The following is a 26,394-nucleotide window of genomic DNA, read 5'->3' on the forward strand; positions in this document are numbered from 1 at the left end:
GTGTGAGCAAATTTGCTCACTTTTTTATTTCATGAACAAATATGATAAACTAAAAATAACTTAAATATATCGGGAGGGTTATATGGAAGCATTAAAAAAATGGATTAGAACAAAGAATGGAAAAATAATTACTGGGGTCGTTTTTGTTGCTGTAATCTTAAGTGGAATTACAATTGCAGCACTCTTACAAAATAAATCAGTGGACTATCAATTGGAGTACGCGGGTAAAGATAACGTAAATATTGTTGTAGAATATGGATCATCAATTAAGAATGAAGATATTACATCGAAATTTGTTCTTAAAGGAAATGGTGAACTCGTTGATACAAATAAATTTACAATCTTAGTAGATTCAATTAAATCGGATACAGTCTCGTACAAGATGACGGATAAACAAAGATTAACAATGGCAACTGCAGACATTTTTGATTTATATGAGTTTCATCTTGCTAATATGAACGAAAATGGTGGTGGTAAACCAACTAAATATGAAGTCAAGGCATTTGATGGGGCTAAGGAAATCGCGTCAACATCCTTTGATGTTATTGTGGTTGATACTGTAGCACCAACGATTGATCCAATCGAAGACATTGAAACTGAAATCGGTACACCAATCGAATTTACAAACAAATTCAAAGCTAAAGACCCTGTAGACGGCGACATCGAAGTTAAAGTCGAAGGTGACGTTGATTACTCAGTTGCTGGTAAAACTGAACTCAAAGCAGTTGCAACCGATAAGCACGGAAATAAAACCGAGCTTGCATTCAATGTGATCGTCAAAGATAAAGAAGCAGAAGAATCGCTTCCAGAAACCGGTAATAATGGAAACACTTCATCAAATAATGGTGGAGCGTCAAATGACGGTGGTTCAAGCAATGGTGGTGGATCAACAAGCAACGGAAATTCATCAAACAGTGGTGGTACAAACAGTGGTGGTACAAACAGTGGTGGTGGAAACATAACTCAACCAGAAAAACCTAAACCTGTTGAGCCAACTGTTCCAACATACCAACCAGGTGATTATGTTGGAGATGGTTTATACTTCTATCGTTATTATGGAACATACGAATCATGTGCAGCAGTTATGCAAGAGACGTTGTTCAGTGACGTTGGAGAAAATTGGAGATCAAATATGTGCGCTTCAGATGGCGCAATGTTATATACAAAGCGATAAGAGCGAGAAATCGCTCTTTTTTATTGGAAAGGGGTAAAGTCATGCATGTGTGTCGAAAGGGTAGAAGCCCTTAAAGTAATGTGTCAATAAACTTGGGTGCCGAAAGGCATCTTTTCTTTTATCAATGAGGAGGAAAATATGAAAAAGAAACTAAGTAAATTGAGTTTATCATTATTAATGATATTTAGTAGTTTTGCAGTATTTGCACAACCGCTAAGCGCTGATAACACAGAGGTTTATTCAAATGAAGACCATAGTATAATTGTTGAAACGACAAGAACTCAATCAAAAGATGGGATTAAACTTGATTTTTCAACAAACACTGATGAAAAGGTTGTGATTGATGATATACAACACAATCAAGAAAGCATAAAGAGTGGCGACTACAGATATTCTTATGTTGTTGGAAATAATGGTGACTACAAGTTCACTGTAAAATACACGCAAACATTATTATTGGAAGAAGCTGATAAAGAACCTAAAGAAGTACTACGTGAGTCACAGTTTGAATTCGCAGTTCAAGTGAATGACATCAAAGAACTTAACACTGACGAAGCAGTCGAACAAAATGTATCTTCCGAAGTTCAAAAGGCGGAGACACCAGAAGCTGTTATTGTTCCTCTAAATGAAGAAAAAGTAACGCCTTCAGATTGGGGACTTCCAAATATTCAAAATGCCCCATATGTACAAGAGGGTCACACGATTAAAGAGGTGTCTAATCAACCATTAGGACGTGACTATATTGAAACATTGCCAGATAACTACCGAGTCCATTACATTAACGAAACAGGACAATGGGTAGTCTATGAAGATGTACATTATTCATATTCTATAGCTCAGTCAACACGTGCTAAACGTTCACTTGGAAATCAAGTAACAACAGGGGCTAGTTTATCTAGAGGGACATCATTCTATTGGGCAGCTGATCCATCTTTCTACTTTACAGATATTGAGTTTAAGGAAATATTTGTGAATGGTGAATTGGGTCAATGTTTAGAACCAAGTGTCTTGAATGTTTCTACAGGTAATGCACAAACATTTGATTCAGAGAGTGCAGGGGCAATTCGAGTCATGGATGGTCGTTTAACCTTTACTCTATCATATGCTCAACAAAAACAAGTTGTCTTGATTGCTAACTATGGTACAGATAACTGGACTAAACAAGCAATGGTGTACGAAGCTATTGGATGGGTATTCAGTGACTATGGTACTGGCGGAAGACCGGATATTGAAGGAACTAACTACCGAATTGCAAACCACACAACAGTACCATCGTGGGACGGTCAGACGCGTCAAGTGAAAATTGGAGAAACAATTGATTTAAGCGATCCGATTTTAAGTGATTTCGAATTAGTAAAATGGGATGGAATGGATTTAATTGAAAGTAATGGTTCAAAATTAGTTCTCAGAGTTAGAGAGAAGAATGGACGAATTACGCTAAACAAGAAAAGTGCATTAAACGAAGGTACGCCATTTGTTGCGACGGATGGATCCAGTCAAAAAGTAGCTGTAGGTAGAATTGGTGACCCAGTACGAGCAGATATTCGGTTTGAAGCACCACTTGTTGATATTCTAGTTACTAAAAAAGACACAAATGGTAATCCAGTAGCTGGTGGGGTCATCGAATATTCATACTCACCAGACTTTAGCGGTCAGGTATGGAGTAAGACTACGGATGCAAATGGACAGTTTACAACGTCTGATTGGGAACCGGGACTCACAATGTACTTCCGTGAAAAATCAATGCCTGCACCAATCATTATTGATACGACCATTAAGTCTCATCTAATCAAAGATGAAGACAACACCATTGATATCGTTAATAGCATTGCTAAAGGACGTATTGAAGCCACTAAGGTGGATCAACATGGTAAAGCTGTAGCAGGTGCTAAGTTCAATCTATTGAATGCAAATGGAACTACAGTTGCTAATGCAGTGTCAAATGCACAAGGGAAAATGATTTTTGATGATCTTGACCTTGGAACATATTACCTAGAAGAAACAGAAGTACCTAATGGTCTTGTGCTCGACAAGACACGCCATGAAATTAAGATTGAATACGCTAACCAAACAACACCTATTGTTGTCGTTGGTAAAACAATCGAAAACAAATATCAACTTACTGATGTAACATTTACGAAAGAAGAAGATACACTAGATAGTTTCTTCCCAGAGAATCATGGTAAAAAACTTGAAGACGTTGAGCTAGGCTTATACGCACGAAGTGACGTGTATCAAGGGGAAACACTTGTTTGGAATGCAGGGGATCTTGTTGGTAAACGTGTTACAAACAGTGCGGGACAAGTCACATGGCACAATGTTGCGCAAGGTGAATATCGCGTACAAGAATTAAAGACTATTGAAGGATATCAATTATTTGATGGATATTGGGATGTTTATGTACTTTATGATGGAAACAACCCGACTGTATCGGTAACTAAAGTTGGACAAACAATAACGAACTCAGCAATCTATGGAAGTGTTGAACTTGTTAAAACAAATGGTACAGGGACTGCTCGATTAGAAGGAGCAGAGTTTGGACTTTACAGAAGTAGTGATGATAAGTTATTAGGAACGTATACCTCAGATGAAGATGGACGCATTAACGTTGATGGTCTTCGCTATTCAAAGAATAACGGATACTACTTCAAAGAAGATAAAGCGCCTGACGGATATTGGATCAATGAAAGCAAAATCTACTTTGATATCACAAGCCAAGGACAAACAAAATATCTTATTGCACCGAATGCATTAATTGAAGTTCATATTGAAGCACATAAGGTCAATGAAGATGGATTACCACTCGAAGGTGTTGGCTTTAAGATTAGAAATACCCAAAGTGGTGAGTTTGTAACCTTACGATACGCTGATGGTAAAGAAATCATTAGTGAGGACATCTGGTTTAGTGATGCGAATGGTGACATATTCACACGTGGTAAATTAACTGCAGGTGAGTATGAATTTGTGGAAGTTGCACCATTACCTGGATATCAACCAATTGCACCAATTAAGTTTACAGTTGACGATCAACAAACATATATCGACTTAGGTGATTTGATTGGGCTGTCCTTAGATACAGGTGAAATCGTTAATAAATGGAATCGCGGAAATATTGAGATTCTAAAAATTGATAAAGATACGAAAGCACCACTTCAAGGATGGGGCTTTAATCTATATGATGCGAATGACGTTCTACTTGGATACTATGAGACCGGACAAGACGGAAAAATTGTAATTGAGAATGCTCGTTACGGATTCTACACTGTTGAAGAAATCAAAGTAAATGGTGATTATGGAATCGACCCAGAGAACAACAAACAACAAATCTTCGTTGAGGAACATGGTAAAACATATACCGTCATATTCGAGAACAAGCATGCAGATATTAAAACTAAAGCATCGTTTGTAGAGCGTGATAAAGAAACACCAAACATCATTACCATTACAGACAAAGTATCCTATACAAACTTATGGGTAGGTAAGGAATATACGGTTGAAGGGTTCCTCATGATTAAAGAAACTAATCAGCCACTACTCATTGATGAGATGCCTGTTACGGGCACTACAACGTTCACACCAACGACAAAAGATGGTTTTGTATATTGTAGACTTCACTTTTGACCAAGACGCTCTTACAGGGCAAACAGTCGTTGTGTTTGAGACCTTAATGCGCGATGACATTGAAGTTGTAGTTCACCATGACATCAATGATTTAGAACAAACACCAGAACTGCCAACTGCAAAGACAAAGGCATCCTTTGTAGAACGTGACATGCAATCACCAAATATGGTTACGCTTCAAGATAAGACATGCTACACTGGTCTTATTGTAGGCAATGAATACCGCCTTGAAACTGTACTTCGTGATCGTCATACAGGTGAGCCAATTATCATCGATGGTGAAGTTGTGAGTTCAACAACTATCTTTGTAGCAGAAAGCAAAGACGGATGCGTTATTAGTAGTGTCACATTCGACCAAAACAAACTCATAACAGATTCTGTAAACTTTGCAGAGTATGGTTACGATGGAGACCGCCTCATTTTCTTACATGATGATTTAGAAGATAAAGATCAAACTGTTGAAAATATAACGGTTCAAATCAATAAAAAAGACCGACTTACAAAAGAACGTCTCATGAAAGCAGAATTCACTATGTACGATGCTGAAGGAAATGTGAACGATGTGAAGTGGACTGACGAAAATGGTATCGCATCATTTACCATTTTTGAAGGAGAAACAGTTGAAATTAAAGAAACCAATGCCCCTGAAGGATACTTACTCAGTGATGAAGTGATTCGATTAACAGGCGAAAAAGGGATTGATGGAAACTTATACACTATCGAGTACTATAATGACATGATGCCAGTTATTAGCTTACCAGCAACGGGTATTGGCTCAAGTCCTCTACTACTCGTTGGATTACTTTTACTTCTTGTTGGAGCGTTCGTAATCTATCGTTCTCATAAATTAAATATAAACTTCAGCACGTATGGTATTTCAATGAATGAAAATCAGGATTACGTTGATACTGCAGAAGAAGCAGTAAGCGAAACGAAAGCCATGATAAGCAGTTCAATCAACTTAAAAAATAATCATACGAATATGCGGGAATAATTAAGAGTGAGCAAGTTTGCTCACTCTTTTACGTTTATAGAATACCTGTGAGCAAACTTGCTCACTTAACTAAACAGAAGGAGGAACATTTATGTTCTTAGTAAATTTAACAACAGCGGATACAGTAGGAATTGGTGCATCGGTCATTGCATTAGTTGCTTTTGGTATATTTTTATACCGAAGAAAAAAGAATAAAAATGATGATGAGTAACAATTATGAATGTACTATATATAAAAGATGATGTCAGACACTACGATACAGAGATCATTAATGAATCTTTGCGAATAAGTCGTACACTCCTAATATCTAACAAAAATATATATCAATCAAACGAAAAAACACTCGTCACTAACTTGATGCCACAAGATCGCTTTCTTGATGATGTATCAATCTATGTGATGAACCATCAAACAAGTATGATTTTAGATTTGTGGAATGCAGAAACACTTAAAAAAATAGGGCAAGACGTAGACAGTCTTGTCCTTTCTTTGCTTGGTACCTTCATAAACAACGTGGAAGGTAGACGTCACTTGCTTGTGGATTGTTTCAATGAGTTAAGTGATAGTGTAAAAAAACGTATTTTAGAAATAGCAAAGTATTCACATAAATACAACGTGATGACCTTTATTAGTGTTGCTAAAGACGTACCCATTGATTCACTACTAATGGACGTTGATGTTCTATATATGTCGCAGGCTGAAGGTGTTGCCAATAAGACGGCGCTCAATATTTTAGATCCTGAAGACGAAATCAAACTTGATGGATTGAAAAGCACGCAACTGTTACTTAAGCGTAAATTGATGCCTGCTGATGTAATCAATATAGGAAAGGAGAATTAATATGAATGAAGTGAGACTCATAGGACGACTCTCTAAAGAACCAAAATTAAGTAAAACTGCTGATAACATTTCAGTATGTTTTTTCAACTTAGCTGTAGATCGTCCAGGTGCTAAAAATGTAACTGATTTTATTGATGTAATGGCTTTTGATAAAGTCGCAGAAAGCATTGGAAATTATAAACACAAGGGCGATGAAGTACTTGTTTATGGAGAAATACGCACATACACAAAAGAAGGCAAAAACGAACAAGGATTAGTCACTACTAAAGTTACGTTCTTAAGAAACAAGCAAACAGCAACAACTACAGATGAATTTGATATTCCAAAATCTGACACGCAACGAAAGCAATCGTTTGTAGAGAAAGCTGCAGGTTTCTTTAAGTAATGAAACACGCTGGGAGATTGTTTGCCGTATTGAGTATTTTAGTGTTCTTGACTGCGTGTCAGTCGGAGCAATTAGATATCCAACTAAAAAAAGATAGATATGAAGTCGGCGAGCTATCGACTGCTTGTGATGCGGTGGCGACAGTAAACAATGTAGCAGTCTCCGAAATCGACACAAACAATAAAACACTCATTACGGGTGGTAAAAAGATATCCTGCTCTGGAAGTGAGTTAAATTCACTGGGTGATAAAATACTTATTTTTACGGGTGAAAAAGCATCGAAAGAATTTGTAATCACACTTGAAGACACAACACCACCTGTCATTCATTTTGATGGAAAAGAAATTGCTGTTGAAGTAAACAATGAGTTCTTTAACATTCATGATCTGATTAAGGTAACCGATAATTTTGATAAGAATGTAAAACTTAGTGTTGATGGAGCGGTAGACATAAACAGCCCAGGAGATTATGCACTCAGTTTAATCGCGAGTGATGCATCAGGGAATCAAACAAAAAAGGATGTTGTTGTTCATGTTACTGAACGAGAGAAGGAAATCATCACAGTTATCGAAGAAAGGCCAATTTATGTTGATGGGTCATCTAGTGGTTCATCAAGCTCAAACAATGGTTCAAGTAATCAACAAAATGGTGAGACACCCTCAATCAACAAGGGAAATAAGCCCGCAGGCAGAGAATTCTTGTTCAGTGATGGTTACAACATGCAAACTGCTCCAAGTGCTTGTGAGAGTTCATTAACTGATGCTCATAGGCAAGGTTGGGGTGGACGCTGTGAACGCATCGGTGAAGGTGCAAATATTAAAGGTTCAAGACTTGTCATATTTGACTAAAGGAGAAAATTAAATGAACACATTAAAAAAGAAATTATCGAGTGTATTTAAATACGTTACACTTTCGTCTGTATTACTATTTGCTGGAGTGTCTAAAGTATTTGCCGAAGATGGACCAGGTGTAAAAGAGGACGAATTACGAGACCTCGTAAATGGATATGTAGATCCAATTAAAAATGTTCTTATTTGGGTAGTACCAGTATGTGCTGCAATTGGTGCTGTAATTTTAGGGATTAAACACTTCTTTAAGAACGAACAAGAACAAGAAGAGTTTGACCTCATAAGCAAACTAATCAAACTAGGTATTGTTGCAGGTCTAATTCAAAGTATCGTTATCGTATTCAAAATCTTCGGAGTATCATAGTGAGCAAACTTGCTCACTTGATGAAAGGAGTTGAATTATGGATATAATTACAGATATTATCCGTACATTTCTGTGGGCGTTAGCTTATGCAATCTTCATGATAGGTGATGCAATCTATGATGTAACGATGAAAGTTGCGACACTGAATGTTGGTGATCTCGATATCGTTTGGAACTACTGGAGTTTACTTTGTGTTTTAATCGCTGGTATATCAATGATTCGTATGTTAATGATGGGGATTAAGATTTCTCTTGACGAAGAATACAGAGAGAAAATGGATATTTTCAAAATAGCAGGTCGAATTCTCATGGTAAGTATGGCAATCGCATTGATGCCTATTGGTGTCCGATTTATGACGAATGCAGGTGAAACCTTTGTTAGAAATATTGGACTAATTACTGGTGAGGAAGCAGATACAGTTCCATCCACTTTAGTTATCTCTTCTGTTATGGGTGATGCGTTTAAAGTTGAGAATGAAAGCGGTGGGTATGAGATTCCAAAAACGTACAAGCTCAGTGATATATCAATCAACCACAAGGAAACAGGAAAAAAAGAGTACACCTACTTCAACGAAATCGGAGACATATTTATCCTTATTATCATGGGCGGTATTTCAGTTGTTGGTTTAGTATTAATTGGTATTGAAATCGCTGAACGATACTTTAAACTAGGGATTAAAATACTGATAAGTCCTATCCCGATTTCAGGACTAATCAATCCAGAAGATCAAAGTTTTCAAAAATGGTACAGGCTTGTAATTGCAGATGTTGTTCTTAACGGTCTTCAGTTACTGAGCCTGTTTTTCATTCTTACAGTAGCATCATCTGATTCTATCCGAACGCAAGGAGTATGGGTCACATTATTAATGTTCATTGGAGGTCTCTTTGCAGTACTGAAGGGAGTCCCAGAGTTAGCACCAGTTATAGGTGGGGACACATCCACACAAGGAGCATTACAACAGATGGCTGCAATTCGACAAGCGACCAATGGGATGGGCAGTTTTGTTGGTGGTGCGGTTGGTGGAGCACTTGGTGCAGTTGGCGGAGCTATGGCAACCGCTGGAGCAGGTGCAACTTATTCACTTGGACGATCATTGGGTGGAAAAAGTATGTCCGATATTCATTCCAACAACTCATCGAGAAGTAATGGAACGAACAGCTCAAACAATGAGTTTAAGAGTGGCGGTCAAGACGTTCGTAACTCAGATAGAGAAAATGTACAAACATCATCGAGTATGCATCTTAACAATGAAGAACTCAATCAAAGTGACAGTAATCTAAATGCTTCGATGCAACAGGGAGTAAATGCAGACATGCAGGGGAACGATTTTAGCAATAGGGATAAATCACACCAATCATTCTCAGGTGCGTCTGAACCAAGGCGCTATGATTCAACTGAAGGTGCTTCGACATCTTCAGGATACAATGCTGAAGACTTATCGAACAAAAAGGGTCGGTTTGCAGGTGATTTCACTCATGGAATGAAAACAAACAACGAACCGTTTGATAAACAGAAAATCAGAGAAAACAATCCGAATAGTCTTGCTAAGTCTGGCTCTTTTGCATCTAATTTTGTAGATCGAGCATATAGCGACAAAGGCGGAAGGTTTGGAAAGATTGCAAGTACTGCAGGGCGTCATGCATACCAAAGTTCTGTAAATAGACTTAACCAAACCTTACCTGCACGTGCATCAATGATGTACCGTCAAGCCATGAATGGAACACCAGGTATCAAGGAGGGTAATGAGTGATGAGATTTTATAACCCAGAGAACTTTAAACAAGGGCAATTGTTGATTAACCGATACTACCCAAAAGAACTTGCAATTCTTATTGGTTCTATTATTACAAGTGTTGTTTTAACTGTTGTTATTGGGGTCTTCGCGATGAGTATTGGCAATAAATTGTTACTGGCACTAATGTTCATACTTGCTTTGATTCCTGTTGGAGCAGGCTTTGTGTTACTAAACCCTCTTGAGGGTTATCACAATGCATACCAATACTTCAAATTAAAGATTGCGTACAAAGGGATGCAAAAGAAGTATATGTGGGAAGGGGTTCAGTATGATGATTCCGATGAATATATTGATGAATATGAGTGAGCAAATTTGCTCACTCTTAGAAAGGGGTTGGAACAATGGGATTAAAAATTGCATGGGAACGTAAACCCAAGACACATAAAAGAGTTATTAAAGACGCAAAAAAACTGAAAAAGAATGTTGCATCGACTTTAAGTTGGATGCACATTGAAGAGATTCAAGAACACCAAATAGTACTAAAAAGTGGAAATAAAAAACGATATGTCAGGGGAATTAAGATACACCCAATAAATATCTTTATTGAAGATCCATACGAACAAATGATGAGAGTTGCTCGATTGAGAAATGTATATAATCGAATTAAGTTCAAACTATATCACTCGTTTGTATTTAATCCTATAAACATGGATAAAGAACTTGCGTATCTTTCACAGCGCTTAGACACAGAAACCAATCCGTCTATACGAGAATTGATACAGGATGATATAGAAAAATCGATCATGTTCATCCGAGACTTTAATGAACTGGAGTTTTTTATAACAATCCAATCGACAACAGAAAAAGAAGCACAAATCATGATGGATGATTTAGTGTATGAGTTTGAACGTGCTGGTTTCCAAATAGATACACTAAACATCATTGACTATGAAAACTACTCTGCATACATTTTTGAAAACCAAATGATTAATGATTATTTGTTCGGTCATGGTGCATTTCAAATCTTAGCGGAAATGAATGTTGAGGACGAAGAATCTAACATTAATAACACGATTAGTGAGGAGGTATCAGATGGCGAACATATATCAGAAAAGTAGACTTGCACCAACAAATCTTGTTGTGAAGGATGACTACTACATAATGGGTGATCGTTATATAAGAAATATTCTTGTAACTGGGTTGCCTGGAGAATTTGGATTAGGAATGTTGTCTCTTTACGCGAGTAATCAAAACACAAAGCTATTCATGGTGACACAACGTCATAAAGCAAATATATCGAAAGCACTTCGTAAGGAACTGCGTTCTAAACGAAAACGGTATTCAGAATCGCGTGACGACACGGTTAGAGAGCGTCTAAGGCTCGAAATAGAGTCGTTGCAAATCTTTATACAGGAAACCACTCAGAACCGTGACAAGTCTCATAACGTTGTAATGGTGTACTCAGTAAGTGCTTCAAACAAGAAAGACCTAGATGCAGAGGTTGAAGAATTTAGAGACCAATTAATGGGGGAAGGGTTTAGAACCGTAGTTATTCATACGCTTCAGCTTGAACTCATGAAATTCACTACGCCGATATTTTCGGATACTTCAATCCCTGAAGTAATTAAAGACAATTATGGTGTTGTAACACCAAGTACAAGTATTGCTGGAATGTTTCCATATACGTTTCAAACGTTGAAAGACCCACGAGGGTTTGTGTATGGTCGTGAATTAAACCAATCTGGAATTGTATTGTTGAACCCTTTATTGTACGTGCAGGACAATAAGAAAGCGGTACATGAAAAACGACTGAACAACAACATTGTCATCTTAGGAGAATCTGGTTCAGGTAAAACAACAGATTCCGGTCTCTTTGTTCGTTTTGGTATTCGTGAAAAACTAGGTATCGTTTGGATAGACCCAGAGAATAAAAACTTCTATCTAACAAAGAAACATGACGGACAGTTCATTAACTGGGGAACTCGAAATTCCAGAATTAATCCGTGGGACTTAAAACCGCTATCTTCAGAAGAAGGCGAGGATATTAACCCTTATGATACAGAACTTTCAATCTACAACTCAATAAACGAATTCAAGATCATGTTATCTCTGTACAAAAAAGGGATACCAGAAGATGTGCTGGATAAGGTTGATGATGTTGCATTATTGATGTATGAGAAAAAAGGCTTCAGTTACGATAAGAGTTTTAGAGACAGTAGAAATGAAGACTTCCCAATCCAGCAAGATTTTGACGAGGCGATCAGTGAAATTATTGAAGCATATTCGAGGGACAATACACGTCTTAAAGACATTGAATTACTGCGTGACCTACAACGTAAAACGCAGTCAATGCTAACTACTGACAAATTCTATTTCAATGGACACACAACCATTGATAGAAATATGGTCAAAGAAGGTGGCATCCTTTCGTTTGGAACAAAAAACTTATTTGAAAAATCATTAGAATTAAGAAATGCTTTAAACTATATGATGTTTAGATTCACCTGGTCTATTTGTTTAGATGAAAGTATCTTGAGCATGTTTGTTCTTGATGAAGCCCATCTAATGTTGTTAGAAGGTAGAGCAGCTGAAGAAGTAGCAACACTGTATCGTAGATCGCGTAAATATAACAGTCTATCGGTACTTGCGACGCAAGAACCACTCGATCTCAACAGTGACGTTTTAGTTGGTGGTGTACAGATGCGAGTACATGGTAAGGCAATTCTAAATAACTCAGCGTACAAAGTACTGAAACGAATGAGTAAAGATGCTGTAGGGGCAATCCGTGAGCTGATGGAACTAAACGATACTGAAGCAGACCGCATCAAGAACTTTGGTTTGGGGGATGGTCTACTGTGTTATGGGGAGCGTAGAATTCTGATGACAACTCTAGCAACTGAAAAGGAACTTCGGGAGATTAAACGAGGAGAGTCATAATGAAGAAAAAAGCACTCGGCGCTCTTGCGTCATTAGTAGTAACACTTCTCATGTTCTCGTTACCAATTCTTGCAGTTGGTGCAATTGTTGCGGTACCAGTACAAGCTGTATCTGACTTTTTCAATGGCATTCAGGAATTTGTGTTTGGTGATGGTTCGTCAAGTGCAGATGAACTTGTCATGCTTATTCAAATGACAACCAGCAATAAAGAAAATCAAACAAAAATTAAAGAAACCTATTCAGGAAAACTTACAAAAAATGGTGTTACAGTTCCTGAGCATTGGGTAGTGGTTGTACAGTTGCTTTCGGGTATAGAATTTGAAGCAATGACATCTGATGAAATAGAGCGAATCGTAGATTCAGCGCTAGTCGGAACATACAATAAAGAAAGTAAGGAAACGACATATGAACTAGCAGAAATTGAAGTTTTCACAAACAATATTAAAAAAATCAGTCCTTATAACGCGAAGTTGGAAAAAATTCCGAGTTCTGTACTTGCTAAATTGATTACTAAGGTAGGCAGCATCGACTCAGGAAGCAACTTACCTCAAGAAATAATTGACAAATACAAAGGCAAATTATTGTATCCATTTTCATCTTATTACCCTGTCGGTGATAGCGTTGGGACGTACTATCCTAATGGCAAACCTGAGACCCACAATGGATTAGATATTAAAGCACCTTGTGGCACGCCCGTTTATGCAATGGATGATGGCATTGTAACTACTGTTGAAGCTAATAACCATTGGCGGGGTAACTATATTATTTGGACTAATGGAGATATGGAGTTCAGATATTTACATTTTCGTGACCCACTAACTCTAAACCTTGGAGAAATGGTTACTAAAGGTCAATATATTGGCAGTGTTGGAAATACTGGTTACTCATTTGGTTGCCACTTGCATTTAGAGGTTCATGTGGATGGTGTGGTGATAGATCCATTGACTGTGCTGGAGGTGGACGATAAATCAGGAAGATAGTATGATGATTGAAAATGAGGAGGGGCAATATGCAAGTTGCAACGTTTGTAGAAATAGTAAATGATTTATGGTTCACTTCACAAATACTTGAGTTAAAAAAACAGCTGACTAATGATTATCAAAAGGAGTTAATGGGACTCTTCTTAATAGAGCAGTCAACAATAGTAGTTCATGAAATGATAAAACTTTTTGGAGTGGATGAGAAATCCGGAAATTACATAGATGGAACAGTTATAGATTTAGCGAAATATACAAAAAGAATGCGTAAGTCATTATTGAAAAAATCCTCTAGCGGAAGGTCGCATACTAAACTAAGAAGCACTCTACAAATTGACTTAACGAACGATGATTATGATTTAACGGTGATGGTCGATAGAGACGACATTATTTATGACATAATCTATATTCATGCAAATGCTCCAGAAAACTTTGAAAATAACGATAGACTTGTCTCTCAACCGCCCATACTTCTTTATTTCATCCTCAATGAAGTGTTTAAAGTTCCAGGAGAAAAACTGTTTCTTGATCATGTAAATAAAATGTTTAGTAAAGAAATATTTCGAAAATTAATTGACGAACTTGATAGTCAAGAATTTACTAACTTTCCAAAGTCTTCGCAAGATATTTTTAATTTAGATGCGACGTCTAGTGACATCAGTTTCTTACTAACACATTATCGAAGGGTATTTACGATATGTCGCATATCGGAATATTTTAAAGCTCAAAATTTGAAAATTGGAAAGTTAAAACTATCGTTTGATAGATACATGACAAAAGTTTACTCGGTAGCGATTGTTCTAATTGGAAATGATTGTTTGACACAAGAAATAAACTATGCAAATGAATTTTCAGATCTGATCTCTCAAAAATTAGAACCTACATTCTTCTCACAGAACAGGGAAATGAGAAACAATATTCACTATAAAGAAATTACCAACTTTGATGAACTTGCAATTAAAAGTCTTCGAAGTCAACAGGAGGTGTACTTTGAAGAGTTTCTATTCTTTGCTAGAGAGAAAATGAAGTTTAAACAAAATGAATACGATGATTTTTTCAAATGGGCAGTAGATTTTATCCATAAAAATGGTATAACAAGAGAGCATTTTAACGATAACAGGCAAAAATATTACAGAATGTATATTGCAAGTTTGGCAAAGAAATGAAAATATGTTACAATATTAACATAAAGGTGACCGTCCACCTGGGAAGTTCAAAAGACGGCAAGTAGGCACGGAGCGACATGATCGTATAGGTGCGGTGTAATCATGAGAATGATTAAGGGCTATGTCCTGATAGGCATTAACAAATCTATCAAACAAAGAAGACACTCATTGCGGGTGTCTTTTTTTGTGAGCAAATTTGCTCAGTAGGAGGAACAATGTGGCTGAAAATAGATGAAGATTATCTTCAATACATGAAAACACATGGAGATAATCGTATACCGAATCAAGACTATGGTTCAGGGAAGTATAAGCCTTTCTTTAAACTCTTCAGTATCGGGTCAGTTCACTATATTACGCAAATAAATCATGCGCAACCTCGACATAGAAATATGAATAAGATGGATGATTTTTTCAAACTCAAGCAAGGTAATGAAATAGTGGGTGTTGTAAATTTAAATTATATGTTTCCAGTTTTGGATAAACACCTTATCACAATGAATGAACATGATATAAGAACAGTATTAAGTATGAACAAAACAGATGTTCAAGTGAATAATTATATGGAACGTCTCAAAGCTGAAGAACTCGAAATAAAGAGTAAGTCTATTGGTTTACACGCAGAAATTCTATACGAGAGACAAAAAGGTAATCGCTTGGATGCGAAACTTTTTAATAGATGTCTTGATTATGGTGACTTGGAAACTAAAACGCTGCAGTATGAACTCGATCAGCAATTTACTAAAGAACAAACCTTTGTCATAGCTACACAGGGTTTGTTTTTTGTTGATGTAGATGATGAAAGATATACGGTGACATACGGTGATATGGAGTCTATTCCACTCTTAAAGGAAGTCCATGAAAACGGACTGGAGTTGGCTAAGGATATTGAAATTACACAAACAAATACTAAGAGTATGTAGGAGGAAGTATGAAAAACGATAATGAAGTAGATTTTGCACTTAATGTTTTTGACCTTGTAAGTGAAGCAGAATACAACACACTAAACAATGATAAAACCGCGCGCGAAGTGATTTTGAATTATGGGGGTGAAAAGGATGACGAATAGTGGTGTAACTAAACAAAATGAAAAACTAAATATATCACAGCAAAAACTCGTGGATACAATTTTGGAAAGCCTTGATAAAAATGTTATACCCTGGAATCAACCTTGGAAACAAGGTGTCGGTGGGCAACCACACAATGCAGTAACAAATACAAAATATCGTGGTTCTAATCAAATTATACTTAGCATGACATCTGCAGTTAGAGGATTGAGAGATCCAAGATGGGTTACATTCAACCAAGCGAAAGAAAAAGGATGGAGAATTAAAAAAGGTGCTAAGAGCGCAAAACTTTGTTATCCACTGCTTTATAACAAACGTTTGAGAAAAGTTCTCATTGCCGAAGATTTTAATGGTCTAAGTCAAGAACAGGCTAATCAATTAAAATCTGAGAGTCAATTGAGATTGAAGTATTTTGATGTTTTTAATGCTGAAGAGGTAATTGGGATACCAAAGATTAAAGTCAATGAGATGCAATCTGTAGATTTTTCAAATGACATTGCTGAAAAGATTACGAATAATATTAGGGATTACATGCACATAAATATTTCAAACAGTGGAGACCAGGCTTTCTACAGGTTGTCTAATGATGCTATCACGATGCCTGAGAAAAATAGTTTTGATTCTGAACGTGAATATTATGGAACGTTGTTTCATGAACTGAGTCACGCAACAGGGAGTCCTCAACGTTTGAATCGTGATATGTCTGGTTCTTTTGGAAGTGCTTCATATTCTGAAGAGGAATTAGTTGCAGAGTTTTCGTCAGTGTTTTTATCTCAGGATGTTGGCTTTATCAAGTATGATGAAACACTCGATAATAATGTGGCATATATTCAATCATGGGCTAATGCAATTCGTAAGGATCCATTAATTATTAGTCGTGCCATTAATAATGCAAGTAAAGCCTACAATTATCTCTATACTGCAGGTAAGGTCAAAGAATACGAAAATGAACTAGCAACGAAAGAAGTTGTTGAACAAAAAGTATACAAGGAAGTTCCTCTTGACGTTCTAAGACGAGATGTACTAATCTCAGAATACGCAGAGACCGTACTAGGGCTATCCTTAACATCAAAAGGTCGTGGAATCATAAGTACTCAAGAACACGATTCACTGATGATTTACACGCACAGAAATGACTTCTATAGGTTTTCAACAGCAGTGGGAGGTAACATCATTGACTTTGTAATGCATATGGAAGATATTCCATTCCCTGATGCATTGAATCGCGTACGTGAATACTATCATGAATTTTCGCCTGAAGTTCAGGAGTATAAGGCTTATGAAAAACGTGAAATTAACATGATTGACGGAATTGAATTACCTGAACCTGCAGATAATAATAAAAAAGTAATTAATTATCTAACAAAAACACGATGCATACCAGTAGGTCTTGTGAATGACTTTATTGAAAAAGGGATGCTTTATCAGGATAAACTTGATAACTGTGTATTTGTTGGTCGATTAGATGGAGTGCCATTATATGCAAGTAAAAGAGCAGCTAAGAAATCAAGTCACTTCAAGGGTGAAGTTGGTTCTTCTATCACCGAAGTTGGTGTGTTTTATAATAATGGTGGTAATACATTAATCTTAACTGAAGGAGTGATTGATGCAATGTCGATCATGACTCTAAAATCAAATAACAAAAATTTTGATTATCTAGCAGTCAATGGTATAGCGAAAGGTAAGGAAGTATTTAACTTCCATATGGTAAAACGTCCTGAAGCGCAATCATACGAAAGGGTTGTGATCGCATTTGACAACGATGAACGAGGTGAACAAGCAACAAATAAACTTATTGACTACATCAATGAAAATTATCCAGAGATTGAAGTGTATCATTCGTATCCAAATCTAAAGGATTGGAATAAAGAACTCGTAAACATGTCAAAAAAGCATGATGGCTTAGACCTCGATAAAAATGTAACAAAAGCAAACGCAGTGGGTATGAGCCTATGAGAAAGATACCAGGGTTTATCATGAACAGAGTAGAAAAATATCCTTACTCAAATGGTGATACAGACAACGCGTTGACATACATCACTTTACTATGTTCTGATGGGATTATTGAAACGTATGCTACAGGAAATGTTGTAGAAGAAATTGTTAATCAATACCATAAAGGATCACGAATCGAATGTCAGATAATCAGCACTAAAGAAATAATATTTGGAAAAAAGGTAAGCGCACGAATTGTGGCAACATAAAATTTTGTCCGACCCACGCTTCACGGTTGTCCCCGTGAAGCGTGACGGCGTAGCCGAAAACCAGTCGCCGAAGGCGAAAAAATCAGGAGCGAATTATGACCGAATTAGTTGAAAATAAAAATACATTTTTTGATAAAGCAGTGATTAGATTATTGAATTCAAATTGGGACGGGACTCTCGAAAGTGCAAAACGTATTCTTCAATTTGATGGCGCAGTACTCAACTCTGTTATAGCAGAAGCGATATTACTGTATGGTAAAACAAGCTGTGAGCAAATTTGCTCACAAGTATAGGACTGCCTTTTGGCTATCCTTTTTTTATGTCCATTTTACTTTGTAATTGGACGAGCATAAGAGTATTGTCCGACAAGCGTGTCGGACAATACAAGAGAACAAGTGGGCAATGCCCACTTTTTAAAAGACATTGAGTGTGAGACAGTTTGAGTTATTTCTGTCGGACACACAAAGGAGAATATAAATGGACTTAGAAAGACAAAAGAAAAGTTATAGATTACAGAACAGATACCTGACAATGATAGACAAGATAGTATCCTATAAAAAATCTCTACCTGAATACATCGAGTCAGGAGTGGAAGTTAATGAACGTCAAGTCATTGAAGAAGCTATCGAAAATTACTATGTTCAGGTTTTTGGAGATGATGTTATGTCACACGTAATTCCGCAAATGACTAAACAACTATCAAATAACCTGGATCTAAAATTTAATAATTTTTTCGAAAATATGGGGCAGTTCTTAAACGCTTTATTATTGACAGAAAGTGTAAACAAAGAAATGTTGGGACTGTTACTGCAGATTAAAAAATTCAACATTGATAATGCAATTGATGATCCAAAGGGGTTTGAAAGTGCGATATCTGAGAATGAACAACTTTATCACATTCTTGAAAATTACATTATTAAAAAATCAGAATGACACTGCATGGATAGAAGGGGGTAAAATATGGCTTCACCAGATTTAGTAAATATGATGGCTTTCATAAAGAACGGAAGTTCTTATCCTAAGTCGCTAGATCCTAAAGGAAAAAAAGGGATTGTCTCAACTGAGTCGCTAGTTGGATATTCAAGATATACTTCACGAGAAAATGCTAACGACAATCAGAAACAAGAAATGGATTATAGCCCAGGTGGCTATTATAAATATTCAACAGAAAGAACTGGTGCAACTAAAACTTACACACATGAAGGTTGGATAGAATCAAAACAAGCAATGACACAGTTTAGGAATTATGTTGCTAAAAATTTTCAGGACGAAGATAAAATCGCGTGGTTGCCAGTTCAATCATTTAAGGATTATGCAACTGCTTCTCAATACGGATTGTTTAATGCTGAAGACTATGCTCAAATTACAAAGAACACACTGAACAGATTTTTCAAGCATGTTGGTTTAGAGCCCACAAATATGATCTGGTGGATGAACTATCATAATAATAAAAACCATCCGCATGTGCATTTGGTATTTCTTGAGAAAAATGTTACTCGTGAAAAGGGCACTTTTACAATTGGTGAACTTAAAGAATTTAAGCGTTACATGCTCACTGAAATGAAAGAGCGGGAACGTTTAATATTAGGAACGGACATGGCTTTCAAACAAAATATGAAATTGCTACAGTCAAGCAAACAACTGCTACAAAACAAAGGCATGACGATTATTTCATCCAAACAGGATAAACAGATTGAGGATAGCATCCAAAAATTATTTGATAAACTGCCTTCAAGCGGAAGACTGCAGTATGGCTCAAGCAACATGATCCCGTATAGGGAAGAAATCGACAACATAGTTACAATGGTATTAGAACATGAATATGTCAAAGAAGATTTTGAAAACTTGATGCAAAACTTTAGAGAACTCGATTCGGTTTATGAGGGACATCTTAACGAAAAAGTTACTAATATGCAGGACAGTGAAAAATTGAAAATTAGGAAAGTGATTGCTAACAACATTCTTTCTAACTTCAAAAGTCATAAATCGAATTCTACAAACGTTATTGATAATGAAGTACAACTAAATAGTAACCAGGATATTGATGCTCAAGAACCAAAAGAATCATTTAATGATTTATCCGATGACGAACTGAATGATGTGTCAATTATTGATGAAGCTAATCCACCAGATGACTATATCTTTATAAATGAAGACAATAGAATACCACATATAAACTGGAGTCCGAAATATAAAGATGCACTCACTCTTTTGTACAAACCTAAAAGGACAGTTCACGAACTTGAAAAAGCGGAGTTACTACTTACTCAAGAAGCAGGTGAATTAAATGTTCTTGCAATTAATGATTTGGCAAAAGTTTACGGAAATCGACATGATGATCAGTCTCTAAAATTAAGCAATGAAAAATATACTGAAGCACTGAAGGGCTTCGAGTCAATACTTGCTTCAACTAACGAAAAAGGTGGTTGGATGGCTGAGTATCTAAATTATCGAATTGGTAAATATTACATGTATGGGAATGGAACAGAAATCGACTATCTCAAAGCAAGAACACATCTTTCTTTGGCATCATCAAATAAGTTTGCACTCTATAGTTTAGGAACATTATATGAACGTGGATACGGAGGAGACGTTGATATTGATACAGCTAAAACTCTATATCAAAAATCATCTGACTTGGGTAACCCGTATGCAACATACTCACTAGCAAAACATATTGAAAATGAAGATATCGAAAGTTCAAAGCGACTATACGAAATTGCGCTTCATGGTTTTAAGGAATATTTAAAAGATACTGAAGATGATGCTCTTCAGTATAAAATAGCTCGGATTATCTTGGATGAAAAGACAGTTGGGGTTGACAAAAAAGAGGGACTAGATTACTTAATCAAATCTACTGAACTGGGAAATATCCACACAAAACGATTTTTCATAAAATACGTTGAGAAAAACAATCTGTCAAATCTTGAACATCTTGCAACAAAGTATAAAAATGAATTACTGCAGGCGAAAGATGAAAACATACTTAACTACGAAGGGAGTCGATTGCTGAAGAGTGTCGAACGTGAAGATATCTATTTAGGAATTAGTTATCTAAGTTCGATTGAGGATTATCAATCCGATAAAAACATCACTTATAAATTGTATAAGGGATATACTTCAGCACACGAGTTGGGACAAGCGTTGCGCTATTTGGAATTATCTGCAGAACTTGGGAATGTATATGGAGCTTACAAGTATGCAGAGCTAATGAAAGACAGTAACTCTGAAGTTTCGAGTGTTTACTATTTAAAGTCTTTTGAATTAATGGAACAAGAAATAGAACTGAAAAACAATGTGCCTTTCTTTAAATTTAGAATTGCTCAAATGTATGAAAAGGGACTAGGTGTTGATAAGGATAAAAAACTTGCGAAGAATATGTATAAAAGTCTCGCTCATGAAGGACATGACTACGCAACTACCAAATACATCTACATGAATCTGAAAGATAAAAACTACTTTGAATACTTAACAATGCAAAAGTTCCTCATGGCACGAGTTAAAAAAGGGGATCATGAATCTGCTAAAACAATGGCATTCATGTATTTAGATAAAGATAGTCCTGTCTTCAGCAAAGAACGTGGAGTGGAAATGCTTCAGCAAGTCTATAATGAGACACTTGATTTGAAAGTTAAAGAGTCAATTGATTACTATTCAAATGACTATACAAAATCAAACACAAACAACTTTAGTAACGCGAAAAGCTCAATCAATTCTGCGTTAGCTGCTATTAAGCGTTCGGATGCTGAAGTCAAAAGAATTGTGAGACAAGGACTTGATGATTACCTGGAAACAGAAAAAGAAAGAGAGCAACAGAAATATGGTAAAATTTTTTAAAGAATTAATTGTATTTGGAGTATCGTGCTTAACGATACTCTTTTTCTTATCCAATGTTCAGTACTGGAATACAGAAATATTACCCATGCTAGAACATACAAATAATAAACCATCTATGTGGTTCACATTGGATATTACTCGAGTCTGGCGTAGTGATGTATTGAGTGCAATTGCTTTAATACTCATCGGATTGTCATTCTCAACATTACTTCTAAATTCGATCAGTGATAACATTAAAATTAGTAAAAGAAGTAAATATGACAAAAAAAGTTATGCCAGATTACTTACGAAATTTGAGCGAAGACGTGGTACTACATTAATTAAGTATGCGCGAAATGGAGAAACTACTGAAGTAGTCGAGACAGGCATCTTAAAACAATGGTATCGTTTAAAAACTGTTATTGCACATCAGGTGAACAAATATGTAACACACTTTCTACTTCCAGCGACTAAACGGTGGAATGAAATTAAGTTTGATGATAGTGGTAATGAGATAATAGTTGGTGGTATCCCTGTCATGGCTATGCGGAAGTATTGGCTAATAGGAAATTTTGATAAAGTATGGTATCTGACAGGAGATCAACATTCACTCTTTGTTGGCTCGACTGGTCGAGGAAAGACCTTTACCTATGTTTTATTAATGATCTACAGTTATATTTATGCGGGTGAAAGTATAGTCGTTCATGATCCTAAACGAGAGATTGATGCTTTAACGCGAAGAGCACTTGAAATTGCTGGATATAAAGTTATTGTGATTGATTTTGTAGATCCAAAAAGTTCTGATGGATGGAACCCTTTAGACGTTGCATACAAAGAATGGAAGAAAGCAATTGATAAAGAAATGGAAACATGGGAAATTGTAACTGTCGAAAATAAAAGAACAAATACTGAAGAGAGTTTTTACCAAAAAAACATCTTACATCCGGAAACAGTAAAAGGAAATCAAATTGTCCCTGAAGGAATGCGAATGGTTCGTATACCTGAAGCAGAAAAGTATAAACAAGGTTACAAATATTCCAACGTTAGTGATGCTGTTGAGCTTGTGATGGCAGTATCGCATGCACTAACCTGGGAAGAAGATGCAAAAGACCCATTTTGGCATATGGGTGCAGGTGATATGTTTGCAGGTGGTGCGCTTTTTGCAATGGAAGAGGGTATTGATGAACATGTCAATGCTAAGACAGCACGATATCTCATCGAACTGGGAGATGACGCAGATTCATCAGGAATGCCGTTACTCAAGAAATACCTCAATAAGTATCGTGACGTTGATTCTGAGTCCGTGAGAAAACTTGCTACTTATCTCAATGCGGATGGTAACGTTAAGCCATCACTAAAGTCTGTATTTATGAATAAAGTATCGCTATTAACGGCTAATGACAATATCATGAATATGACATCAAATACTACTTTTGATATGGAGCAAATTTTCAAAGAGAAGACTGCAATATTCCTGAAGACACATGATGAACGTTCAACGTACTATCCGTTAGTAACGTTATTTCTAAAACAACTGTATGAAGTTGCTATCAAAGATACACGAGATAATCCAGCAGAGCAACGGCTTGATATTCCAATGAACTGGATAATTGATGAAATGGGTCTATTACCAGAGATCATGGATATCGAAGCATTATATGGTGCAGCGCGTTCTCGTGGTGTTAGAATCAATGCATTCATTCAGTCATTCGAGCAACTTGAGGATAAGTATGAGCCTAAAATTGCGAAAATCATTGAAGATAACTCAACGAATGTAATTTATTTAGGTTCGCAAACTGAATCAACGAGAAAGCGATTTAGTGAGCTATCAGGAAATGAGTTGGTGTATAGTAAAAAGAAAAAAGACTTCATTGAACGTCCTGTTGTTACAGCAGAGCGCCTTAAGTCATTTGAGAAAGGTCGTTCACTTGTTAATACTATTGAGTGGAACCCATTTATTTCAAAGTTACCACCCTTTAATTTATACTCATTCTACGAGGAACCAGTCTGGGATACTAAACCTGTTTCTAAACGACCTACAGAATATTTCAATATTCAACTTGAGTGGAAAAAAAGAAGTATTGAAGAAAACACTGGTCGGAAGAAAAGTGCAGAACATAAAGGATCCAAGGAATTCAATATTCTTGAAGAAGGCAGTAATAATAAAACTATTTCAAAATTCATTAGTAAGTAAGAAGCCCTGTAAATCTCCAGGGCTTTTTTTTATTGCTCAAAGGATGCGCGACAAGCGCACTTCCCTAATTATGAACACGTTGTGTTCTAAAACCACATGCTTAACTTTGCCACCCGTAACTTACCACTTTCCATTCTCGATGCAAAATTCGCAAATTTTTTAGAAAACGAAAGTACATGTTTTCTAAAAATTTTACTCACGCGCTCATTACAAATGGATCCATTCACTACGTTCATACTTCACCCGCACTCGTGCGACTTCCGTTCCATTCTTCATGAGTTTTGCATCAATCATTTCAAGTGGTGCGTATTGGGTGGCAAAGGGGTAGAGCCTAGCCTAGAAAATGGAGCAGTGATATTTATGGGTTTAGACCATACATTAAGTGTTAGAAGTAAGGTTGATACATCTCAGGAGGAGATACTCGGAACATTCAGGAAGTTCAATGCACTTCAAGGGTATATGGAACGTTTGTATGATGTGCAGAATATGGTGGATGAAATAATTCCAAGAACAACTATCGAACACCTCAATGAAATTGCGACTAAGATTTTAGATAGTAAATCGGATGAAGTAAGTTTTGAACTTCTACCACCGACTGCAGGTTTCTTTTATGGGTCGACAGATTGTGATGAATATTACTATGAAGATGTTCAACTACTACAAAATGTTACGAGACTTATTCTTGATAAATACAGTGATGAACTATATGAGATTATCTACTGGTGTTGGTGGTAAGCATGACAGTATTAGAACAAAGATTTTATGAAACTATGATAAACGCAATGAATGCATTAGTTAAAGAAATTGAACGCCTAAACGATAATCTCGAAAAAAGGAGTAATGAACATGAGTAAAAAATATATTGATGAGTTTGTAAAATTGCCAGTTAGTAAAATGGCTCAAAAGATTACAGATATGACATATCTTCATGATAATACCGAAGTACCGAAAACACATTATCAAAAGTTGCTTCAACAGGAAGTGCTTGAAATGATGGCCCAAGATAGCACTATGGAGTGTATCTTACTTAATGCGATACTTGGGCAACTTCAAGCACTTCAAAAAGAAAGCCCTAAGTTATTCATGAAAGCAATGCTTTGCATGGATAAGGGTATAAAAGTCGAAAATATGAATACTCGTATATATGATAGTTTGGAAAGAACATTCCTAGATTATCAAAACTCTGAAGAACTTCTAAACCGAGATATATCAACTACTTATGATGACCACTATGAAAATCATGCTCATACATGTGAAATCAAAATCTCTGATAATGAGCATATGTCATGATTAAACAATTCATTCAATACTTGAATGACAATTGCACAAACCTTTCATCTAGTCAGATGAAAGGGAGTGCAATTGAGTACATGAGAGCAACATTCGCGGACGCATCTGTTATTTCGATTAGTTGTCGTTGCCCAGCGTTGGAAGAGTATTTTAGGTTTAATGTGAATATTGATGAATTTGCGTTTTGTGTTTATCAAAATCGAAATACCCTTGAATATGAGATTGGAGAGATTTATGAGTAGCTATACAGTAACAGTAATTGTTCAAGAAACATTAGAAAGAGTAATCAAAGTAAATGTTGAATGTGATGATAGCAGTGACGCAAAAGAAAGAGCCTACGATACTATATGGAGTAAGTATAAAAAATGTGAAATTGTGCTATGTGATACCGATTTTACTGGTGTAGATATTATCATTGAACATGTTGAAAAAGACTAAGTGAGCAAATTTGCTCACTTTCATAATGTCATAGTATAGTATCGCGCGGGGCACCATGTATAAAATTTGCACGAGACTACACCATGAAGGTCGCTCACTTTGTTCGCTTATAACGGTCTGTTCGACACGTTATACTTCACACTGAAGTCTCTAATTTTATACAAGACGCCCCTGGTGTGAGAGTAAAACAAATTCATCGTGCATATAGTGAACTAAACAAAACATAAGACGATAAGTGTGCGATACTAAATATATTATATTGATAGCTGACATTCATGGAAGTATACAAAAAAATATTGATGTTATTCTTTTGCACCAAACGTAAGGGTCATCTAAGCCCTTATTTAG

25 protein-coding genes are annotated in these 26,394 nt (G+C 36.3%); all 25 read left to right on the top strand.

Annotated features, from left to right (window positions below; translation table 11 throughout):
• Nucleotides 1-82: 82 nt before the first annotated feature.
• On the top strand, nucleotides 83-1,174 hold the full coding sequence (locus GVV20_RS08725) for a DUF5011/hyalin repeat domain-containing protein (RefSeq protein ID WP_159741118.1): 1,092 nt from the start codon (nucleotides 83-85) through the stop codon (nucleotides 1,172-1,174).
• Between the two features lie 138 nt (nucleotides 1,175-1,312).
• Nucleotides 1,313-4,795, top strand: coding sequence for an MSCRAMM family protein (locus GVV20_RS08730; protein ID WP_159812645.1), 3,483 nt, complete (start codon nucleotides 1,313-1,315; stop codon nucleotides 4,793-4,795).
• Nucleotides 4,764-5,789: a VaFE repeat-containing surface-anchored protein gene (locus tag GVV20_RS08735; RefSeq protein ID WP_159740935.1), complete on the top strand. Its 1,026-nt coding sequence runs from the start codon at nucleotides 4,764-4,766 to the stop codon at nucleotides 5,787-5,789. The genes GVV20_RS08730 and GVV20_RS08735 overlap by 32 nt, the downstream gene beginning before the upstream one ends.
• Before the next feature lie 91 nt (nucleotides 5,790-5,880).
• Complete coding sequence (locus GVV20_RS08740; protein ID WP_159639450.1) at nucleotides 5,881-6,000, top strand: LPXTG cell wall anchor domain-containing protein; 120 nt, start codon at nucleotides 5,881-5,883, stop codon at nucleotides 5,998-6,000.
• A 5-nt stretch (nucleotides 6,001-6,005) separates the two neighbouring features.
• Entirely contained in the window at nucleotides 6,006-6,629 is a 624-nt protein-coding gene (locus GVV20_RS08745; RefSeq protein WP_159740934.1) for a hypothetical protein, read from the top strand.
• Nucleotide 6,630: 1 nt separating this feature from the next.
• Nucleotides 6,631-7,014 carry a single-stranded DNA-binding protein gene (locus GVV20_RS08750; RefSeq protein WP_159740932.1) on the top strand — a complete coding sequence of 128 codons (384 nt, stop codon included), beginning with the start codon at nucleotides 6,631-6,633 and terminating at the stop codon, nucleotides 7,012-7,014.
• The gene (locus GVV20_RS08755; RefSeq protein ID WP_159740930.1) at nucleotides 7,014-7,862 is read left to right on the top strand and encodes an immunoglobulin-like domain-containing protein; all 849 of its coding nucleotides are present in this window, start codon (nucleotides 7,014-7,016) and stop codon (nucleotides 7,860-7,862) included. The genes GVV20_RS08750 and GVV20_RS08755 overlap by 1 nt, the downstream gene beginning before the upstream one ends.
• Before the next feature lie 13 nt (nucleotides 7,863-7,875).
• On the top strand, nucleotides 7,876-8,226 hold the full coding sequence (locus GVV20_RS08760; RefSeq protein WP_159740929.1) for a hypothetical protein: 351 nt from the start codon (nucleotides 7,876-7,878) through the stop codon (nucleotides 8,224-8,226).
• Nucleotides 8,227-8,263: 37 nt separating this feature from the next.
• Nucleotides 8,264-9,976, top strand: coding sequence for a hypothetical protein (locus GVV20_RS08765; RefSeq protein ID WP_159639445.1), 1,713 nt, complete (start codon nucleotides 8,264-8,266; stop codon nucleotides 9,974-9,976).
• The gene (locus GVV20_RS08770; protein WP_159740927.1) at nucleotides 9,976-10,326 is read left to right on the top strand and encodes a hypothetical protein; all 351 of its coding nucleotides are present in this window, start codon (nucleotides 9,976-9,978) and stop codon (nucleotides 10,324-10,326) included. Before GVV20_RS08765 ends, GVV20_RS08770 begins: the two co-directional genes overlap by 1 nt.
• A 35-nt stretch (nucleotides 10,327-10,361) precedes the next feature.
• On the top strand, nucleotides 10,362-11,078 hold the full coding sequence (locus GVV20_RS08775) for a hypothetical protein (RefSeq protein WP_159740925.1): 717 nt from the start codon (nucleotides 10,362-10,364) through the stop codon (nucleotides 11,076-11,078).
• Complete coding sequence (locus tag GVV20_RS08780; protein ID WP_159740923.1) at nucleotides 11,053-12,897, top strand: VirB4 family type IV secretion system protein; 1,845 nt, start codon at nucleotides 11,053-11,055, stop codon at nucleotides 12,895-12,897. Before GVV20_RS08775 ends, GVV20_RS08780 begins: the two co-directional genes overlap by 26 nt.
• Nucleotides 12,897-13,877: a M23 family metallopeptidase gene (locus GVV20_RS08785; protein ID WP_159740921.1), complete on the top strand. Its 981-nt coding sequence runs from the start codon at nucleotides 12,897-12,899 to the stop codon at nucleotides 13,875-13,877. Before GVV20_RS08780 ends, GVV20_RS08785 begins: the two co-directional genes overlap by 1 nt.
• A 29-nt stretch (nucleotides 13,878-13,906) precedes the next feature.
• Nucleotides 13,907-15,040 (top strand): hypothetical protein, encoded by a 1,134-nt coding sequence (locus GVV20_RS08790; RefSeq protein ID WP_159740920.1) that lies wholly within the window; start codon nucleotides 13,907-13,909, stop codon nucleotides 15,038-15,040.
• A gap of 215 nt (nucleotides 15,041-15,255) precedes the next feature.
• Nucleotides 15,256-15,960: a type III toxin-antitoxin system ToxN/AbiQ family toxin gene (locus GVV20_RS08795; protein ID WP_159740918.1), complete on the top strand. Its 705-nt coding sequence runs from the start codon at nucleotides 15,256-15,258 to the stop codon at nucleotides 15,958-15,960.
• Between the two features lie 8 nt (nucleotides 15,961-15,968).
• Nucleotides 15,969-16,106 (top strand): hypothetical protein, encoded by a 138-nt coding sequence (locus GVV20_RS08800; protein WP_159740917.1) that lies wholly within the window; start codon nucleotides 15,969-15,971, stop codon nucleotides 16,104-16,106.
• Nucleotides 16,096-18,060, top strand: coding sequence for a zincin-like metallopeptidase domain-containing protein (locus GVV20_RS08805; protein ID WP_159740915.1), 1,965 nt, complete (start codon nucleotides 16,096-16,098; stop codon nucleotides 18,058-18,060). The genes GVV20_RS08800 and GVV20_RS08805 overlap by 11 nt, the downstream gene beginning before the upstream one ends.
• 20 nt (nucleotides 18,061-18,080) lie before the next feature.
• Complete coding sequence (locus GVV20_RS08810; RefSeq protein ID WP_159740913.1) at nucleotides 18,081-18,308, top strand: hypothetical protein; 228 nt, start codon at nucleotides 18,081-18,083, stop codon at nucleotides 18,306-18,308.
• A 95-nt stretch (nucleotides 18,309-18,403) separates the two neighbouring features.
• Nucleotides 18,404-18,601, top strand: coding sequence for a hypothetical protein (locus GVV20_RS08815; RefSeq protein WP_159740912.1), 198 nt, complete (start codon nucleotides 18,404-18,406; stop codon nucleotides 18,599-18,601).
• A gap of 184 nt (nucleotides 18,602-18,785) precedes the next feature.
• The gene (locus tag GVV20_RS08820; protein ID WP_159740910.1) at nucleotides 18,786-19,241 is read left to right on the top strand and encodes a hypothetical protein; all 456 of its coding nucleotides are present in this window, start codon (nucleotides 18,786-18,788) and stop codon (nucleotides 19,239-19,241) included.
• Between the two features lie 27 nt (nucleotides 19,242-19,268).
• On the top strand, nucleotides 19,269-22,145 hold the full coding sequence (locus GVV20_RS08825) for an SEL1-like repeat protein (RefSeq protein WP_159740909.1): 2,877 nt from the start codon (nucleotides 19,269-19,271) through the stop codon (nucleotides 22,143-22,145).
• A complete protein-coding gene (locus GVV20_RS08830; protein ID WP_159740908.1) occupies nucleotides 22,129-24,318 on the top strand; it encodes a type IV secretory system conjugative DNA transfer family protein in 2,190 nt (729 codons plus the stop codon). Before GVV20_RS08825 ends, GVV20_RS08830 begins: the two co-directional genes overlap by 17 nt.
• A gap of 360 nt (nucleotides 24,319-24,678) precedes the next feature.
• Nucleotides 24,679-25,053 (top strand): hypothetical protein, encoded by a 375-nt coding sequence (locus GVV20_RS08835; protein WP_159740907.1) that lies wholly within the window; start codon nucleotides 24,679-24,681, stop codon nucleotides 25,051-25,053.
• Between the two features lie 111 nt (nucleotides 25,054-25,164).
• Entirely contained in the window at nucleotides 25,165-25,608 is a 444-nt protein-coding gene (locus GVV20_RS08840; protein WP_159740906.1) for a hypothetical protein, read from the top strand.
• 234 nt (nucleotides 25,609-25,842) lie between these two features.
• On the top strand, nucleotides 25,843-26,046 hold the full coding sequence (locus GVV20_RS08845; RefSeq protein ID WP_159741369.1) for a DpnD/PcfM family protein: 204 nt from the start codon (nucleotides 25,843-25,845) through the stop codon (nucleotides 26,044-26,046).
• Nucleotides 26,047-26,394 lie beyond the last annotated feature (348 nt).

The organism is Erysipelothrix aquatica (genome assembly GCF_009828775.2).
Lineage (GTDB): Bacteria > Bacillota_I > Bacilli_A > Erysipelotrichales > Erysipelotrichaceae > Erysipelothrix > Erysipelothrix aquatica.